At 65.9% G+C, this 16815-nt stretch carries 14 protein-coding genes; 7 read left to right on the forward strand and 7 right to left on the reverse strand.

From position 1 onward, the window contains the following. Nucleotides 1-66: 66 nt before the first annotated feature. The 3 genes from HYN69_RS04680 to HYN69_RS04690 all read right to left on the reverse strand — a co-directional run bounded on the left by HYN69_RS04680 (nt 67) and on the right by HYN69_RS04690 (nt 4531). Nucleotides 67-2514, reverse strand: coding sequence for a GcvT family protein (locus HYN69_RS04680; RefSeq protein ID WP_108434724.1), 2448 nt, complete (start codon nt 2512-2514; stop codon nt 67-69). After that, a complete protein-coding gene (locus HYN69_RS04685; RefSeq protein WP_108434725.1) occupies nt 2511-3386 on the reverse strand; it encodes a choline kinase family protein in 876 nt (291 codons plus the stop codon). The genes HYN69_RS04680 and HYN69_RS04685 overlap by 4 nt, the downstream gene beginning before the upstream one ends. Before the next feature lie 86 nt (nt 3387-3472). Continuing rightward, the gene (locus HYN69_RS04690) at nt 3473-4531 is read right to left on the reverse strand and encodes a glycosyltransferase family 4 protein (protein WP_108434726.1); all 1059 of its coding nucleotides are present in this window, start codon (nt 4529-4531) and stop codon (nt 3473-3475) included. A gap of 150 nt (nt 4532-4681) precedes the next feature. Between HYN69_RS04690 and HYN69_RS04695 the strand changes: the two genes are divergently transcribed. Continuing rightward, a complete protein-coding gene (locus tag HYN69_RS04695; protein ID WP_108434727.1) occupies nt 4682-5569 on the forward strand; it encodes a lysophospholipid acyltransferase family protein in 888 nt (295 codons plus the stop codon). On the opposite strand, the gene HYN69_RS04700 is transcribed toward HYN69_RS04695, so the two are convergent. Both HYN69_RS04700 and HYN69_RS04705 read right to left on the reverse strand, forming a co-directional pair. Continuing rightward, entirely contained in the window at nt 5493-6836 is a 1344-nt protein-coding gene (locus HYN69_RS04700; protein ID WP_108434728.1) for a 3-deoxy-D-manno-octulosonic acid transferase, read from the reverse strand. The genes HYN69_RS04695 and HYN69_RS04700 overlap by 77 nt on opposite strands. A gap of 231 nt (nt 6837-7067) precedes the next feature. Beyond that, on the reverse strand, nt 7068-8585 hold the full coding sequence (locus HYN69_RS04705) for a UxaA family hydrolase (protein WP_108434729.1): 1518 nt from the start codon (nt 8583-8585) through the stop codon (nt 7068-7070). A 66-nt stretch (nt 8586-8651) separates the two neighbouring features. Between HYN69_RS04705 and HYN69_RS04710 the strand changes: the two genes are divergently transcribed. Both HYN69_RS04710 and HYN69_RS04715 read left to right on the forward strand, forming a co-directional pair. Further along, nucleotides 8652-9389: a GntR family transcriptional regulator gene (locus HYN69_RS04710; protein WP_108434730.1), complete on the forward strand. Its 738-nt coding sequence runs from the start codon at nt 8652-8654 to the stop codon at nt 9387-9389. A gap of 24 nt (nt 9390-9413) precedes the next feature. Beyond that, on the forward strand, nt 9414-10379 hold the full coding sequence (locus HYN69_RS04715; RefSeq protein ID WP_108434731.1) for a sugar phosphate isomerase/epimerase family protein: 966 nt from the start codon (nt 9414-9416) through the stop codon (nt 10377-10379). A 240-nt stretch (nt 10380-10619) separates the two neighbouring features. On the opposite strand, the gene HYN69_RS04720 is transcribed toward HYN69_RS04715, so the two are convergent. Then, on the reverse strand, nt 10620-11453 hold the full coding sequence (locus HYN69_RS04720) for an amidohydrolase family protein (RefSeq protein WP_108434732.1): 834 nt from the start codon (nt 11451-11453) through the stop codon (nt 10620-10622). Beyond that, nucleotides 11450-12478 carry an aldo/keto reductase gene (locus HYN69_RS04725; RefSeq protein WP_108437036.1) on the reverse strand — a complete coding sequence of 343 codons (1029 nt, stop codon included), beginning with the start codon at nt 12476-12478 and terminating at the stop codon, nt 11450-11452. Before HYN69_RS04725 ends, HYN69_RS04720 begins: the two co-directional genes overlap by 4 nt. Nucleotides 12479-12573: 95 nt before the next feature. Between HYN69_RS04725 and HYN69_RS04730 the strand changes: the two genes are divergently transcribed. The 4 genes from HYN69_RS04730 (at nt 12574) to HYN69_RS04745 (ending at nt 16747) form a co-directional block, all read left to right on the forward strand. Next, nucleotides 12574-13386 carry a BtpA/SgcQ family protein gene (locus tag HYN69_RS04730; protein ID WP_108434733.1) on the forward strand — a complete coding sequence of 271 codons (813 nt, stop codon included), beginning with the start codon at nt 12574-12576 and terminating at the stop codon, nt 13384-13386. A 70-nt stretch (nt 13387-13456) separates the two neighbouring features. Beyond that, nucleotides 13457-14539 carry a M42 family metallopeptidase gene (locus tag HYN69_RS04735; protein WP_108434734.1) on the forward strand — a complete coding sequence of 361 codons (1083 nt, stop codon included), beginning with the start codon at nt 13457-13459 and terminating at the stop codon, nt 14537-14539. Next, nucleotides 14536-16026: an FGGY-family carbohydrate kinase gene (locus tag HYN69_RS04740; RefSeq protein WP_108434735.1), complete on the forward strand. Its 1491-nt coding sequence runs from the start codon at nt 14536-14538 to the stop codon at nt 16024-16026. Before HYN69_RS04735 ends, HYN69_RS04740 begins: the two co-directional genes overlap by 4 nt. After that, entirely contained in the window at nt 15998-16747 is a 750-nt protein-coding gene (locus HYN69_RS04745; RefSeq protein ID WP_216824655.1) for a creatininase family protein, read from the forward strand. Before HYN69_RS04740 ends, HYN69_RS04745 begins: the two co-directional genes overlap by 29 nt. The last annotated feature ends 68 nt before the right edge of the window (nt 16748-16815 follow it).

Raw genomic sequence — 16815 nt, forward strand, 5'->3', positions numbered from 1 at the left:
CTAGCATGGCGGAGCGGCGGTGGCCACGGCGTTCCGCGCGATGTGCGCGGTGCCGTGACTGGCAGGTCAGGCCTTGATTCGGGTGCCTTTGGGGTCGTGGAGCGGGGCGAGGTGAAGACGTGCCGGGATGCGGGTGGAGGCGACCTCGAGTTCGTAGGTGGCATCGGTCAGGTATTCGTCGGTCACGCCGTCCGCGTTGCGGACGTAGCCGAGGCCGATGGGTTTACCCAAGGTGTGACCAAAGCCGCCCGACGACAGCCAGCCAGCGCGGGTGCCGTTGCGGTAGATGGTCTCGCGGCCGAGGAGAATCACTTCGGGGTCATCGACGGTGAAGGTGGCGAGGCGTTTCTTCACTCCGTTTGCCAGTTGCTTTTCCAGCGCGGCGCGGCCGATGAAATCGGTAGGGGTTTTCAGCTTGCAGGCCCATGTCAGGCCTGCCTCGACGGGGGTGTGGTCGGGGCCGATGTCGGCACCCCATGCGCGATAGGCTTTTTCCAGACGCAGGGTTTCGATGGCGCGGTAGCCTGCATTTTGCAGCCCGTGGGGGGCGCCTGCCTGCATCAGGGCTTCATAGACGGTGACGGCGCAGTCGGTGGGCAGGTGCAGTTCCCAGCCGAGTTCGCCGACATAGGTGACGCGCAGCGCGAGGACGGGGCAGCTTGCGACCGAGATGGGTTTGGCGGTGCCGAAGGGGAAGGCGGCGTTGGTCAGGTCGGCATCGGTGAGCGATTGCAGGATGGTGCGGGCGTTGGGGCCCATGAGCGACAGGACCGAAGAGGCGGAGGTGACATCGACCAGTTGGCAGTTTGCGCTTTCGGGGATGTTGCGGGCGATCCAGTCGAAATCATGGGTGGCAAAGCCGGTGCCGGTGACGATGTAGAATTCGTCTTGGGACAGGCGGGCGATGGTGACATCGGCCTCGATCCCGCCGCGGGGGTTGAGGAGTTGGGTGTAGGTCAGCGTTCCGGGGGCGCGGTCTACGTTGCCTGCGGCGATGTGGTTGAGGGTTTTCGCGGCGTCAGGGCCTTTGAGGGTGAATTTGGCGAAAGAGGTCTGGTCGATCAGCACGGCCTGTTCGCGCGCGGCGCGGTGTTCGCGCGCGACGGCGTCAAACCAGCCGGGGCGGTTGTAGCTGTAGCGGTCGACTGGTTGTTCGCCAGCTGCGAGGTCGGCGAACCAGTTGGGGCGTTCCCAGCCGAGTTTTTCGCCAAAGCAGGCCCCTGCCTGTTGCAGGTGGGCGTAGAGCGGCGAGCGGCGGGTGGGGCGGGCGGAACGGTGTTCTTCGGACGGCCAGGCGATGGTGTAGTGTTTGCCATAGGCTTCCAGCGTGCGGGCGCGAACCCAATCGGTCGAGCGGTGCACCGCTCCGAAGCGGCGGATGTCGACGGGCCAGAGATCATAGGGCGCTTCGCCCTTGGCGGCCCATTCGGCCAGCGCCATGCCTGCGCCGCCGCCTGATGCGATGCCGAAAGCGTTGAAGCCTGCGCCTACGTAGAAATTCCGCAACTCGGGCGCTTCGCCCAAGATGAAGTTGCCATCGGGGGTAAAGCTTTCGGGGCCGTTGATCAGTTGCTTGACGCCTGCGGTGGCCAGCGCGGGGACGCGGGCGAGGGCATTTTCCATGAATTGCGAATAATGGTCGTAATCGGAGTTGAGGAGTTCGAAGTGGAAACCTTCGGGGATGCCGCTTTGCGCCCATGGTTTGGGGTTAGGTTCGTATCCGCCCCAGACGAGGCCGCCCACGTCTTCCTTCCAATAGGTGAGTCGGTCGGGGTCGCGCAGGGTGGGCAGATCGGGGGTGACGCCTTCGATGCGTTCGGTGACCATGTATTGGTGTTCGACCGAGATCAGGGGCACGTTGACGCCGACGGTGGCGGCAAGGGTGCGGGTCCATTGGCCCGCGCAACAGATGACCTTTTCACATTCGATGGTGCCATGCGGCGTTTCCACGCCACGGATGCGGCCGTTTTCGACGATGATGCGGGTGACGGGGGTGTCTTCGTATATCTGCACGCCGGACATGCGGGCGCCCTTGGCCAGCGACTGGGTGATGTCGGAAGGGTTGGCTTGGCCATCGGTCGGCAGGTAGGCGGCGCCGACGAGATCGTCGATGGTCATCAGGGGCCAGAGGTCTTGGGCCTCGCGCGGGGTCAGCAGGTGCATTTCGAGGCCGAAGCTGTGGGCGGTGGTGGCTTGGCGCTTCACTTCCGTCCAGCGTTCGGCGTTGCAGGCGAGGCGGAGGCCGCCGTTCATCTTCCACCCCGTCTGCAGGCCGGTTTCCTGTTCGAGTTTCTTGTACAGCTCGACCGAGTAGCCAAGGAGCTGGGTGATGTTGGCCGAGGTGCGGAGTTGCCCGACAAGCCCTGCGGCGTGGAAGGTGGTGCCGGAGGTGAGCTTTTTGCGTTCCAGAAGCACGGTGTCGGTCCAGCCGAGTTTGCCCAAGTGGTAGGCGGTCGAGCAGCCGATGATGCCGCCACCGATGATGACGGCGCGGGCAGTGGTGGGCAGGGTCATTGTGTATCCTCGAAGGCTGCAAGGGCGGTGCGGTAGGTTTCCAGATTGGTTGCCGTATAGGCGGCGTAGTCGAAGGCGAGGTCGGAGTGGATTTCCTGCACCATGGACCACATCGCCTCGCGCAATGCACTGGCGGCTTTCATGGCGCGGTAGCTGCGCCAGAGCGGGGCATCGGGCGGGCGTTGGTAGTAGGTGTTCAGGGCGTGGGCTTCCTGCTCGGGGGAAAGACCGTTGTTGGCGGCAATGCCGCCGAGGTCGAACAGGGGCGAGTTGAAACCGGCATAATCCCAGTCGATCAGCCAGAGGCGGGTGCCATCGTCGAGGAAATTGGCGGGCAAGAGGTCGTTGTGGCCGAAGATCAGGTCGACGGGTCCGGTTGCGGCCTCAAGTCGGTTGGTGTCGTGCAAGAGTGCGGGAAGGAGCGGGGCGTGGTGCGAGGCGGCGTCGCGCAGGGTGGCGGCGTAGTCGCGCAGGACGTGGAAGACCCAGAAGACAAGGGTGGGGCCGCGCAGGAAGCGGGGGATGTCGCGGTGGGCGCGGGCGACGAGGGACAGGGCGGCGTCGAGCGTGGCGGGGTGCTGGAAATCGGCAGCCGAAAGGGTGCGGCCGTGGATGAAGTCGATCACCAAGGCGCCGGGTTCGTGGTAGAGGACGGCGGGCGAGATGCCTGCGGCATGGGCGGCGCGGCTGGCGGCGAGTTCGTTGAAGCGCAGGATCTGGTGGACGGGGATGTCGTCGCCGATGCGGACGACGACGCGCTTTTCGGCGTCTTGCACGACGAAGTTCACGTTGGTGATGCCGCCGCCGAGGGGTTCGGCGTGAATCGTGCCGCGCCAGATCGGCAGGCTATGGACCTTGTCCAGCGGTGTCATGGTTCGCCCACCCGTTTGGCCCCCCTTTTGCGCGCAGGCTGTGGGCTGCGCCTTGCGCTGTCAAAGGGAATTTTGGACGGGTTGTGTCAGGGCGTGGTGCGGTGCCAGAGCTGGTCGTAGACAGAGCGGATGCCTGCGACCTCGGTTTCGATGCCGAACAGCGTGGTGGCGCGGTGGCGGGCGTTGGCGGCAAATGCGGCGTGGCGTGCGGGATCGGCGAGAAGCGCCACGGCGGCATCGGCTGCGGCGGTCCAGTCTTCTTGCGCGACGATGTGGCCGGCGGGTCTGGTGCTTTCCGGTGCGAGGAATTCGGCGAAATGGCCTGCGGTCGAGGCGATGACGGGCGCGCCTGTGGCCATGGCTTCCAGCGGGGTGACGCCGTAGCCTTCGTAGCGGGGCACGGCCACGAGGAGCGCCGCGCCTTGAAGGATTCGGGGCATCCGGTCGGCGGCGATTTCACCCGGGAACAGGATGCGGGCGGAGAGGCCCGCTGCGGCGACTTCGGACTTGAGCCGGTCGAGGAAAGCGGAGTCGGCGGGTTTGGCCATGCCGATCACCACGGCGGTCGCGCCGGGAAGCTGCGGCAGGGCGCGGATCATGGCGCGGACGAACAGGTCGGTGCCCTTTTCGGGGCGGATGCGGCCGACCGTGACGATGCCGTAAGCGCCGCCGAAACCTGTCGCTTGCCATGCGGCTGCGCGGTCCGGGGCGGGGGCAAAGCGGGCGGTGTCGATGCCATGGGGCACCACGGCGCGGACATGGGGCACGAAGCCTGCCGCCGCTTGGGTCGTTGCGATCACCGCGTCCATCCGGCCGATGAGCCAGCGCGGCCAAGCCGAATGGCGGCGTTGTGCGGCTGATGTGAAGACGATGCGGATGGGCAGGCGCAGGATGTCGCGGGCAAAGAGTGCTGCCTGCATTTCGGAATTGCGGCGGACGTGCCAGATCGAAAACGGCAAGCCTGCAGGCGAAAGGCGCGACAACGCCAACGCCTGCCGCAACGTCATCGGCGCCGGGCAGGCGGGCAGCGGTTTGCCGACGAGTGCGGCGTCAAGGTTGCGCGCCTGTTCGCCGAGCACTGCGGCGGCTGTCGCCGACACTCCGGTAAAGCGCGGGTTGAAGTTGGTGACGTAGAGGGCGGGCATCGGGCACGGGTCCAAGGGGTGCCCCCATAGGCAGGGACACATGCGGCGCTGTCAATCACCTGGCGTTCTTGTGACCCGCCCGAGGCGCGGTTATATCTGGCGGCGATTTGCAGCGCGGCCCCGGCCCCGTCCTGCACCCCAAGGATCGTGATGCCCTATCTGCAAACCCTGATCTACTGGATTACCGACCGCCTGATCCGGGGCGCGATCCGTCTGTTGCTGGTCTTGCCGTTCGACAGGCGGCGGCGGGTGGCGGGGTGGCTGATGTCGCGCATCGTCTCGCCACTGGGGGGGTATGACGACCGGATCCGCGAAAACCTTGCGCTGATCTTTCCCGACCTGCCGCAGGCCGAGGTGCGCCGTCTGGTCAGGCGGGTGCCGGAAAATCTGGGGCAGTCGACGATCGAGCTTTATTCGGCGCAGGATTTCCTTGACCGTATCCGCGCCGAACCCCTGACCGGTGCAGGGGTCGAGGCTTTGGCCGAGGCGCACCGGACGGGGCGCCCGGTGATGCTGGTGACGGGGCATATCGGCAATTACGATGCGATCCGCGCGGCGCTGATCACGCGGGGTTACCGTGTCGGCGGGCTGTACCGGCCGATGGGGAACCCGTTTTTCAACACACATTACGTCGCGGCGATTTCGGCCATCGGCAAGCCTTTGTTCCCGCGCGGCCGCAAGGGGCTGTCCGACATGGTGCGCTTCTTGCGGTCGGGGGGGATGCTCGGGGTGGTACTCGACCAGTATATGGGCGACGGCGCACCGCTGACATTCATGGGACGCGAGGCGTTGACGGCGCTGTCATCGGCCGAATTGGCGCTGCGCTACGATGCGCTGGTGGTGCCGACCTATGGCATAAGGCGCGAGGATGGCGGGTTCGACCTGATCGTCGAGGCCCCGATCCCGCATGGTACGCCGGAAGCGATGACGCAGGCGTTGAACGACAGCCTTGAAGGGCAGGTCAGGGCGCATATGGACCAGTGGCTCTGGACGCATCGGCGCTGGAAGGTGTCACGCCGGAAAGGGCTGAAAAGATAAGCGCTGCGACGCGGTCCGTCGCATCGCCTTCGGCTGAAAGCGTGCTTGTGGCGGCACGTGTCAGGGCATCGCGGGCGGTCGGATCTTGCAGGGTCAGGACGGTTTCGGCAAGGGTTTCGGCCGTGATGCAGAGTGCTGCGCCATTCTGGTCGAGACGCGCATAGAGGTCGGCGAAATTGCCCACCATCGGGCCGTGCAGGATGGCCGATCCGTGCAGGGCGGGTTCATAGGCGTTGTGACCGCCGACAGGAACCAGCGATCCGCCGATGAACGAGACGGGGCAAAGGTCGAACCACAGGCCCAACTCGCCCAAGGTGTCGGCAAGGTAGATGCCGGTCGCGGGGGACTCGCCCTTGGTGCGTTGCGCGACGCTATGGCCTGCGGCTTGCAGTGCGGCGCGGATCGCGCTCGCGCGGTCGGGATGACGCGGGGCGAGGATCAAAAGCGCATCGGGCAGGGCATCGGAGATTTTGCGGTGGGCGGCGGCGACGATGTCCTCCTCGCCGGGATGGGTCGATGCGGCGAGCCAGAGCGGGCGGCCTACGGTTGCCGCGCGCAAGCGGGCAAGTTCGGCGGGGTCGACCGGCAGCCGGTCTGCGCCGCGTTTGAGCGAGCCTGTGACGGTGACGGTGGAAGGGTCGGCTCCGAGGCGCAGCAATTTGTCAGCGGCGGCGTGGTCAGGGGCGGCCAAGGCGCTGAACCGCCGCAGCAGGGCGCGCGACAGGCCACGAAGCCGCGACCAGCGGGCCAACGAGGCATCGGAGATGCGGGCATTGACCAGCAACAGCGGAATGGCGCGGCGGTGGGTCTGATAGATGAGACGCGGCCAGAACTCGCTTTCCACCATCACCGCGACATCGGGCCGCCAATGGCGCAGAAAGCGGCCAACCGGACCGGGCAGGTCGAGCGGCAGGAATTGCACCGTGACGCCGGGCGGAACGCGCGCCGTCATCAGCCGGGCCGAGGTGACGGTGGTGCAGGTAAGCAGCACATGGGCGCGGGTGGTCAGGGCAGCGAGCAGCGGCAGGACGGAAAGCCCCTCGCCCACGCTGACGGCATGCAGCCAGACCAGCGGGCCAGCGGGACGGGGGACATTGGTTTGCCCCAGTTTCTCGCGCCAGCGGTCGGGGTCTTCCTTGCCTGCCGCAAGGCGGCGGCGCAGCAGCGGGGCTGCGAAGGGCGACAACAGGGCCGTCAGGCAAAGATAGGCCCCGAGGAGGGGTGACGCGGGCGGACTGGGCGGATCGGTGAAGGGTACGGATGCCATGCGTCCAGTTACACCCCGCCCGTGCCGGACGCCAAGGCCGATTGTACAGCCGATATTGCCGGACGCGTCACGGGACGGGCAAGAGCGAAGGGCTTTTTGCCATTTTCTGTCGTCAAATATCCTCGGGGGTTGGCCGGAACGGCCATAAGGGGGCAGACAGCCCCCTTCCTTCGCCGAGCGCCCTGCGCGAGAGATGGCTTGCGCGGGCGTCTTTGCCCGCGCTCCGTTTGGTCACATCACGGCACCGATCTGCCACGGCACGAATTCCGCGCCGCCAAAGCCGAGCGCTTCGGAAAAGCTTTTCTCGCCTGACGCGACGGCGATGATGCGGTCGAGGATTTCCTCGCCCTTCTTCTCGATGCTGATGCCTGCGGTCAGGATGTCGCCGCAGTTGATGTCCATATCTTCAGACATGCGGGCATACATTTCCGAATTGGTCGCCAGTTTGATGCAGGGGCTGGGTTTGTAGCCCGACACCGAGCCGCGCCCTGTCGTGAAGACGATCATGGTCGCGCCGCTCGCGATCTGGCCGGTGACCGAGCAGGGGTCGTAGCCGGGGCTGTCCATATAGACGAAACCGGGCGTGGTGATGGGTTCTGCGAATTTGTAGACGCCCGACAAGGGGGCGGTGCCGCCCTTGGCGACCGCGCCGAGCGATTTCTCGAGGATGGTGGTCAGCCCGCCCTTCTTGTTGCCGGGGCTGGGGTTGTTGTCCATCTCGCCCTTGTTGCGGGCGGTGTAATCCTCCCACCAGCGGATGCGGTCGAGCAGTTTCTCGCCCACCTCGGCGCTGGTGGCGCGGCGGGTGAGCAGGTGTTCGGCGCCATAGATTTCGGGGGTTTCCGACAGGATCGTGGTGCCGCCCATGCGGACCAGCAGGTCTGAGGCATGACCCAAAGCGGGGTTGGCGGTGATGCCGGAATAGCCGTCGGACCCGCCGCATTGCAGGCCGACGACCAGTTTCGACACGGGCGCGGGGGCGCGGGGGGTCTTGCTTGCCACCTCGGCCATCTCGCGCAGGACCTCCATCGCTTTCGCGATGGTGGCGCGGGTGCCGCCGGTCTGCTGGATGGTCATGTAGCGGAAGTTGCCGTCGGGGCGCAGGCGGCCTTGGCCCACCAGATCGGGAACCTGCATCACCTCGCAGCCAAGGCCCACCAGAAGAATTCCGCCGAAATTGGCGTTGCGGGCGTAACCTTTCAGCGTGCGCATCAGGGTATCATAGCCTTCGTCCACGCCCGACATGCCGCAGCCCGTGGAGTGCACGATGGGAACGATGCCGTCCATATTGGCCATGGAATTCAGGTAGGGGTCTTTTTCGGCGGCTTCGGCGATGAAGCGGGCGACCGAACCCGAGCAGTTCACGCTGGTCAGGATGCCGATGTAGTTGCGGGTTCCCACCTGACCATCGGCGCGGTGATAGCCCATGAAGCTGCGGGGTGGCAGGGGCGGCAGGGGCGTGCATTCCGCGCCGATGGCGTAATCGTCGGTATGGGGTGCCATGCCGAGATTGTGGCTGTGGATATGGTCGCCCGCAGCGATGGGGCTTGTGGCCTGCCCGATGATCTGGCCATAGCGCAGCACGTTTTCGCCCTGCGCGATGGCGCGGGTGGCGATCTTGTGGCCGCGCGGGACGGGAGCGGAAAGGGTTGCGCCTTCGGCTGGGGAGCCTGCGGGAAGATCGGCCAGTGCGATCACCAAATTGTCCGACCCGTGCAGACGGATCACCTTTGCCTCTGGAGCAGCCATCGACCTATATCCTTTGCCTTGCGCCCGCTTGCTTGACAGCGCGGCGATCATGCCTAACATGTTAGCATGTTACAGGCGCAGGAACCCACTTCACAAGGCCCTTCCGACGCGGGCGCGTCGCGGCTGAAGCCGCTCGAGGCCTTTGCGGGGTCGCTGGGGCAAAAAGTCTATCAGACGCTGCGCGAGGCGATCCTGTCGCTTGCCTATCGTCCGGGCGAGATATTGCGCAAGCCCGAGATCTGCGAGGCTTTGGGCGTGTCGCGCAGTCCGGTGGCGGATGCTGTGGCGCGGCTTGCGGCGGAAGGGCTGGTCGATGTGGTGCCGCAGGCGGGCACCTTCGTCGCGCGGTTTTCGATGGAGGAGATCCGCGAGGGCGCGTTCCTGCGCGAGGCGATCGAGGTTGCGGCGATCGAGCGGCTGGCCGAGACGATCACCGAAGAACAGCTTACCCAGTTGCGCCGCAATCTGACGGTGCAGGCGGCGCTGGTGGCCGATGGCGATGTGCCGGGGTTTTACCAGATGGATGCGGCGATGCATGAATTGCTGCTGTCGTTCACCGGCTTTCGCAAGCTGGCGCAGGTGTCGGAGACCGCATGGCTGCATGTGAACCGCGCGCGGCAGTTGATCTTGCCGGTGGCGGGGAGGATCGGGGCCACGGTCGAGGAGCACCGCGCGATCCTTGCCGCCCTCGAGGCGCATGATGCTGCGGCCGCGCGCGAGGCTGTGCGCTTGCATCTGCGGCAGTTGATCCGCTATCTCGAACCGCTCGAGCGTGACCGGCCCGAGTTGTTCGCGCCGGATTGACCAAAGCTGAAAGGCCGCCCCGTGATGACTTTACCGAACCGCCCGCGCTATGCCGCGCGTCTGAATGCCTTCAAGCGCGGCAAGGAAGGTGTGGCGGGCATGATCGCCCGCGCGGGCGAGGTGGGCGGGCTGTCGGCGGCGGACCTGAACTTTCCCGACCATTTCGAGGCGCATCGGGCGGCCGAGCTGTCCGACATGCTGGCGGCGCAGGGCATGGCGCTGAACGGGCTTGCCATGCGCTACTATACCGAGGCAGGATTCAAGCTGGGCGCGTTCACGCACCCCGACCGCGATGTGCGGCGGGCGGCGGTCGATGTGACCAAGCGCGGGATGGATGCGCTGGCGGCGATGGGCGGCACGGTCATGACGCTGTGGCTGGGGCAGGACGGGTTCGATTACAGTTTTCAGGCCGATTACGCGCGCATGTGGGACGATACGCTGGAAGCTCTGGCCGAGGTTTGCGATCACAATACGGGTCTGGATGTGTCGGTGGAGTACAAGCCGAACGAACCCCGCGCCCATGCGCTGATGCCGGATATGGCGACGACGCTGCTCGCCTTGCGCGATCTGGGGCGCAAAAATGCGGGCGTGACGCTGGATTTCGCGCATGTGCTTTATGCCGGAGAGATGCCGGCAAAGGCCGCGATGCTGGCGGCGCGCTACAGCCGTATCTTGGGCGTGCATCTGAACGATGGCTACGGCAAGCGTGACGACGGGCTTATGGCGGGTACGGTGCATCCGGTGCAGACGGTGGAATTGTTCGTGGCGCTGGAAAAGATCGGCTATGACGGCGTGATCTATTTCGACACCTTCCCCGACCACGGCGGGCTGGACCCGGTGCTGGAGGCGCGCGAGAACATCCGCCTGACCGAACGGCTGCGGACCATAGCCTCGGGGCTGGCCGGTCGCGCCGATCTGGAGGCAGCCATTGCACGGCAGGACGCCGCCGCGTCGACCCGCATCATCGCCGGAGCGATTTACGGCGCTTGAGCCGCTGACCAAACGGAGCGGGCGTTCCGCCCGCACGCGTTCAGCGCCTTGGCAGGCGCGCGTTCAGGGGGCTTTCCGCCCCCCTCGCCGCCAAGGCGGCTCACCCCCCGAGGATATTTGAGCGAGTGTGAAAGCAGGGGGCGGCTTTGGCTTTCATGCTCGCTCAAATATCCTCGGGGGGGAGGGGCGCGGAACGCGGCCCGTGGGGGGGCGGAAAGCCCCCCTTCCTTGGGCGAGGGGTCAGAGGCCGTAGAAGGAGGCTGCGGTTCCGCCGAAGATGAGGGCGCGGTCGACCTCGGTCAGGGTGGCAGTCAGGGTTCGGGCGGCGCCGTGCCAGTCGGCGTATTCGCCGCGCAGGCGGCATACCGGCCAGTCGGAGCCCCACATCGTGCGTTCGGGGCCGAAACTGGCGAAGATGTGGTCGGTGTAGGGTTTGAGGTCGGCAGGGGTCCAGTCGGGGTTGGCCTCGGTGATCAGGGCCGAGAATTTTACGCAAGCCGCTGTTTCATCGGCGAGGCGGGACATGCCGTCGGACCAAAAGCGCAGGTGGTCGGGGGAATTGTCGCGGATTTGCGGTTTCATGCAATGGTCTATGACGGTCTGCATGTCGGGGTAGCGGTTCAGAAGCGTGCGGAAATGCGCGAGGTGGCGGGGAAAGCCCAAGGCATCGAAGCGTAGGCCAAGGTCGGTTATCGCACGGAAGGCCCATTGCACATCGTCGCGCAGCATCCAGGCGTCGTCGGGTATGTCCTGGATCATCGGGCGGACGCCCTTGAATTTCGGGTGGTTCGCGAGGCGCTTCAGATGGGCGAGGTCGGCGGGGTTTTCGAAGTCGATCCAGCCGACGACGCCGAGGACCCACGGCGTCGCATCGGCTATGCCGAGCATGTATTCGGTCTCGTACACCGTGGGGGCGGCCTGCACGAGGATTGTGCCGTCGATCCCTGCCGCTGCCAGTTGCGGGGCGAGGTCGGCGGGGGCGTAGGGGCGCGACAGTGTCGGGTCATCCTTCGGCATCCAGCCGTAATCGCCCCTGTGGGGGTGCCAGAAATGCTGGTGGGCGTCGATTTTCATTGCGGGTCTACCGGAGCGTTGGCGGGCAGAAGGCCTGCCTGTTTCATATCTGCCCAGAGGGCAGGGGGGATTTGGGCTGTGCTGGCGGCGAGGTTTGCTGTGACCTCGGCCACGGTCTGGCCGCCGGGGATGACCGAGACTACGGCCGGATGGGCGGCGCAGAAGCGGAAGGCGGCATCGACGAGGCGGGTGCCGTGCTTGATGCAGAGCGATTGTAACTCGGCTGTGCGGTTCATGGCCCAGTCGGGGGCGTCTTCGTAGCGGTATTTGGCGGTCGGGATCGGGCCGGTAGCAAGGATTCCGGAGTTGTAGGGGCCGCCGATGACGACGCCGATGCCGCGTTCGTGGGCGGGGTTCATGAAGCCGTCGAGGGCTTCGCTGCGGAGAAGCGAGTATTCGCCGGCGAGCAGGAAGATGTCGAAATCACCGCGATCCATCATCCAGCGGCACGGCTGCCATTCGTTCACGCCTGCGCCGAAGGCCTTGATCGTGCCGTCGTCGCGCAATTTGACAAGGGCACGATAGGCGCCGGACATGAATTCGGCCAGTCTTGCATCGAGGGCGTTTTGGCTGCCGTGGGTGAAGATGTCGAGGTCATGGGCATAGAGGATGTCGATGCGGTCGATCCCGAGGCGTTCGAGCGAGAATTCGACCGAGCGGAAGGTGGCGTCGTAGCCGTAGTCGAAAACCTCGGTCCGGGAGGGTACGTCGAACCATTTGCCGAAACCGTCGCGTTTGTCGGGGGTCGTGGCGCGAAACAGGCGGCCGATTTTCGAGGAAATGACGTAGGCATCACGGGGTTTGCCGCGCAGGAAGCGGTTGAGGCGGGTTTCCGACAGGCCGAGGCCGTAGAGGGGGGCGGTGTCGTAGTAGCGCACGCCTGCGTCCCATGCGGATTGCAGCACGGCTTGGGCGTCATCGTCGGATATGGCGCGGAAGAGGTTGCCGATGGGGGCCGCGCCGAAGCCGAGGGTGGTGAAGGTCAGGCCACCGTTTCCGAGCCTGTCCCAATGTCGTGTCTGCATCTGTGCCTCCGCCAAGTTGCTGACATGCTAGTATGAAGGGCCTTGCGGTCCAATAGGTTTTGGCTAGCGTGGGGGCGATCTTCGGGAGGAATGGAATGAACCGGTTCGAGCGTGTCTTCGGCGCAGGCAGGAAGCCTGTGATTGCCATGGTGCATCTGGGGGCGCTGCCCGGCACGCCGTTGCATGATGCGGGGCGCGGGGTCGAGGGGATCATCGCGGATGCGCGGGCGGACCTGACGGCTTTGCAGGCGGCAGGGGTCGATGCGGTGATGTTCGGCAACGAGAACGACCGGCCCTATGAGTTGAAGGTGGACACGGCCAGCACGGCGACGATGGCCTATGTGGTCGGGCGCCTGCGGGACGAGATCACGGTGCCGTTTGGCGTGAACGTGCTGTGGGACCCGATGGCGTCGATTGCCTTGGCGGCGGCGACGGGGGCGGCCTTCCTGCGCGAGATCTTCACCGGCACCTATGCCAGCGACATGGGCGTCTGGGCACCGGATGCGGGGGCGGCGCAGCGCTACCAGCACCGGTTGGGCAATACGGATTGCGCTTTGCTCTACAACGTTTCGGCCGAGTTTGCGGGGTCGCTCGACCCCCGTTCCCTGCCCGACAGGGCGCGGTCGGCGGTGTTTTCCAGCATCCCCGATGCGGTGCTGGTGTCGGGCGCGATCACCGGCGAGGCGGCGGAGATGCGCGATCTGGAAGGCGTGAAGCGGGTGTTGCCGAAGGTGCCGGTGCTTGCCAACACCGGCGTGAAGCACGCGACCATCGCCGATGTGTTGCGCGTGGCGGACGGGTGTATCGTGGGGTCGGCGTTGAAGGTCGGCGGTGACACCTGGGCAGCGGTCGATGCAGAACGCGCCCGCGATTTCATGGACAAGGCGCGGGCGGCGCGGGGCTATTGAGGGCGGTCGGGGTAGGGCCAATTTTCTTTGTGGGAAAATTGTGCTTGATCGAATGTGGTGAGGGCTGCTGATGGAATTGCGTGATCTGATCCGGGATTACATGCTGGTCCCAGGTCTTGCGGGGCATGAGGACCGGATCCGTGCGCGGATCGCGGCGGACCTCGACCTGCTGGGGCTGGCGCACCGGACGGACCGTTTGGGCAACCTGTCCGCCACCATCGAGGGTGATCCGGCGGCACCTGCGGTGCTGGTCTTTACGCATATGGACCAGTTGGGGTTCATCGTGCGCAAGGTCGAGTCGTCGGGGCTGATAAGGCTTGAACGGTTGGGCGGGGTGCCCGAGCGGGCGCTGGCGTCGCAGGCGGTGCTGGTGTGCACGCGCAAGGGTGATCTGGCGGGGGTGATCGCCAACAAGAGCCATCACGCGACCACTCCGGACGAGAAATACCGCGTGCTGCCCTATGCCGAATTGTATGTGGACTGCGGCTTTGCATCCAAGGACGAGGCGCAGGCGGCGGGGGTGCGGATCGGGGATGCGGTGGTCTACCGGCCGCAGGTTATCGACCTTGCGGGGGGGCGGATTGCCGGCACCTCGGTCGATGATCGCGCCGGATGCGCGGCGCTGGTGATGCTGGCCGAGCGGTTGATCGGGCGCAGCGCGGGGCCGACGGTGCATCTGGTCTGGTCGGTGCAAGAGGAGTTCAACCTGCGCGGCGTCTTGCCAGCGGCGGCGGCGGCCAAGCCCGATATCGCGTTCCAGATCGATTTGCTGCTGGCCTGCGACACGCCCGATATGGCGGGGCGGGGCGAGGTGACGCTGGGTGGCGGGCCGGGGATTTCGCTTTATTCTTTCCACGGGCGGGGCACGCTGAACGGGGTGATTCCGCATCCGGTTCTGGTCGGGCTGTTCGAGGATGTGGCCGAGGCGGAAGGCCTGCCCTTGCAGCGGTCGGCCCATACAGGGGCGCTGACCGACCTGTCCTATATCCAGTTCATGGGGGAGGAGGGGGTGGCCTGCCTCGATGTCGGGTTTCCGATGCGCTATACGCATTCGTCGCTGGAAGTGTGCGATCCGGCTGATGTGGCGGGGATGGTGGAGCTGCTCGATGCCGCGATAGCGCGGATCGGGCCGGAGATGCGGTTGATCCGATGAGCTATACGCTGGGGGTGGATATCGGCACCTTCGAGACGAAGGGGGTGCTGGTCGATGCGGGCGGCGGGATTGTGGCCACCGCGACGCGCGCGCACAAGATGCTGGTGCCGAGGCCGGGGTGGGCCGAACACCGCGCCGACGAGGATTGGTGGGGCGATTTCGTTTTCGTCACGCGCGCCCTGCTGGCGCAATCGGGGATCGACCCCAAGGCGATAGCGGCGGTCGCGGCAAGTGCGATCGGGCCTTGCATGCTGCCGGTCGATGCGGCGGGCGCGCCGCTGATGAACGGGGTGCTTTACGGGGTCGATACGCGCGCCTTGGCCGAGGTGGCCGAGCTGACCGACCGGATCGGCGAGGCGCGGATCATGCAGGTCTGCGGCAATGCGCTGACGTCGCAATCGGTGGGGCCGAAGATCTTGTGGCTGGCGCGGACCCATCCCGAACTGTTCGCGCGGACGGCGAAGGTTCTGACCTCGACCAGTTACGTGACATGGAAGCTGACGGGCGAGCATGTGATCGACCATTACACGGCGGCGAATTTCTCGCCTTTGTATGATGTGAACAAGCTGGCATGGACCGATGCCTTGGCAGGCGACATCATCGATCTGGCCCGTTTGCCGCGTCTGGCTTGGTCGACCGATATCGCGGGCAGCGTGACGGCGGCGGCGGCGGCTGAAACGGGGCTGGCGGTGGGCACTCCGGTCACGGTGGGCACCATCGATGCGGCGGCAGAGGCGGTCAGCGTGGGCGTGCAATCGCCCGGCGAGATGATGATGATGTATGGGTCGACCATCTTCATCATCCAGGTGACCTCGGATCCCGTGCGCGATGCGCGGCTGTGGTATGCGCCGTGGTTGTTTCCGGGGATGCATGCGTCAATGGCCGGTCTTGCGACGAGCGGGACGCTGACGCACTGGTTCCGCGACCAGCTGGCACGGGATGCGGATTTCGCGGCGCTGGCGGCCGAGGCCGAGGCCAGCCCCAAGGGGGCGAAGGGTCTGTTGTGTCTGCCCTATTTCAGCGGCGAGCGGACGCCCATTTATGACCCGATGGCGCGGGGGGCTTTCTTTGGCCTGAACCTGACGCATACGCGGGGGGATATGTTCCGTGCGGCCATCGAAGGGGTGGCTGCGGGCACGGCGCATGTGCTGGAGACCTATGCCGAGGTCGGGGCTTCGCCCCGCCGCGTGCTTGCGGTGGGCGGCGGGGTGAAGAACGCGGTCTGGATGCAGGCGACATCGGACCTTTCCGGCGAGGCGCAGATCGTCTGCGAAAAGACCGTGGGGGCGAGTTACGGCGATGCCTTTCTTGCCGCCGTGGCGGTTGGGCATGCGATTGCCGAGGAGATCACGGAATGGAACCCCGTGGCGCGGGTGGTTTCTCCCGAGCCGGTCGAGGCCTACAAGCGGCAATATCCGCTGTTCAAGGCGCTGTATCTCGCGACCAAGGACATCGCGCATGACCTGGGGGCGGGCGATGCGGTTTGACAGGATGCGACCCCACCAGATCGCCGAAGCGGTGGCGGCGAACACTCCGGTCGTGCTTCCCATCGGGGTGATGGAATATCACGGCGAACACCTTCCGGCGGGTGTGGATTTGCTTGCAGTGACCGAGACCTTGGCGCGGTTGGGCGATGATGTGGTGGTACTGCCGCCCTTTGCCTATGGCGCGGCGAGTTTTGCCGTGGCGGGACCGGGGTCGGGGACGTCGCATGTGGGCGCTTCGGTGATCCAGCCGATGGCCGAGGCGCTGTTTGGCGCCTTGCTCGCCACGGGGTTTCGCAACATCCACGGGGTGATCCACCACCAGACCGAAGGCTTCGATCAGGGGATGCCGACCGACCTTGCCTTTCGTCTGGCGGGGCGCAATGCGGTGATGAAATGGCTTGAGGCCGAGCGCGGCCTTGGCTGGTGGGGCGACCGCAGGATGCAGGGCTATTATGCGGCGCAGGCAGCGGGGGCGGACCCGTTCAACTGGATTCGCATCCACCCGTTGTTTCCGAAGAACGACGTGCTGCCCTTTGACCATGCAGGCGAGGGCGAGACGGCGCTGATGCTGGCGCTGGCACCCGAGACGGTGGCGATGGAGCGGGCGCTGGAGGGCGGGCACTGGTACACCGAGACGGCAGTTTCGGCGACGGCCGAACTGGGCGAGGCGGGCGTGGCCGTGGCGCTGGCGCATCTGCGGCATGTGTTGGGATTGGGGTGAGCCCGAAGATTTTTCTGCGAAAAATCTTGCAGGCGATCCTTCTGCGAAGGATCTTTTGCGCGGGGACC

This window comes from Gemmobacter aquarius (genome assembly GCF_003060865.1).
Taxonomy (GTDB): Bacteria; Pseudomonadota; Alphaproteobacteria; order Rhodobacterales; family Rhodobacteraceae; genus Paragemmobacter; species Paragemmobacter aquarius.

What these genes read in the sequence shown, in the direction of transcription:
- HYN69_RS04680 (WP_108434724.1), bottom strand. Translation starts at nt 2,514, where the DNA reads ATGACCCTGCCCACCACTGCCCGCGCCGTCATCATCGGTGGCGGCATC.
- HYN69_RS04685 (WP_108434725.1), bottom strand. Translation starts at nt 3,386, where the DNA reads ATGACACCGCTGGACAAGGTCCATAGCCTGCCGATCTGGCGCGGCACG.
- HYN69_RS04690 (WP_108434726.1), bottom strand. Translation starts at nt 4,531, where the DNA reads ATGCCCGCCCTCTACGTCACCAACTTCAACCCGCGCTTTACCGGAGTG.
- HYN69_RS04695 (WP_108434727.1), top strand. Translation starts at nt 4,682, where the DNA reads ATGCCCTATCTGCAAACCCTGATCTACTGGATTACCGACCGCCTGATC.
- HYN69_RS04700 (WP_108434728.1), bottom strand. Translation starts at nt 6,836, where the DNA reads ATGGCATCCGTACCCTTCACCGATCCGCCCAGTCCGCCCGCGTCACCC.
- HYN69_RS04705 (WP_108434729.1), bottom strand. Translation starts at nt 8,585, where the DNA reads ATGGCTGCTCCAGAGGCAAAGGTGATCCGTCTGCACGGGTCGGACAAT.
- HYN69_RS04710 (WP_108434730.1), top strand. Translation starts at nt 8,652, where the DNA reads ATGTTACAGGCGCAGGAACCCACTTCACAAGGCCCTTCCGACGCGGGC.
- HYN69_RS04715 (WP_108434731.1), top strand. Translation starts at nt 9,414, where the DNA reads ATGACTTTACCGAACCGCCCGCGCTATGCCGCGCGTCTGAATGCCTTC.
- HYN69_RS04720 (WP_108434732.1), bottom strand. Translation starts at nt 11,453, where the DNA reads ATGAAAATCGACGCCCACCAGCATTTCTGGCACCCCCACAGGGGCGAT.
- HYN69_RS04725 (WP_108437036.1), bottom strand. Translation starts at nt 12,478, where the DNA reads ATGCAGACACGACATTGGGACAGGCTCGGAAACGGTGGCCTGACCTTC.
- HYN69_RS04730 (WP_108434733.1), top strand. Translation starts at nt 12,574, where the DNA reads ATGAACCGGTTCGAGCGTGTCTTCGGCGCAGGCAGGAAGCCTGTGATT.
- HYN69_RS04735 (WP_108434734.1), top strand. Translation starts at nt 13,457, where the DNA reads ATGGAATTGCGTGATCTGATCCGGGATTACATGCTGGTCCCAGGTCTT.
- HYN69_RS04740 (WP_108434735.1), top strand. Translation starts at nt 14,536, where the DNA reads ATGAGCTATACGCTGGGGGTGGATATCGGCACCTTCGAGACGAAGGGG.
- HYN69_RS04745 (WP_216824655.1), top strand. Translation starts at nt 15,998, where the DNA reads ATGACCTGGGGGCGGGCGATGCGGTTTGACAGGATGCGACCCCACCAG.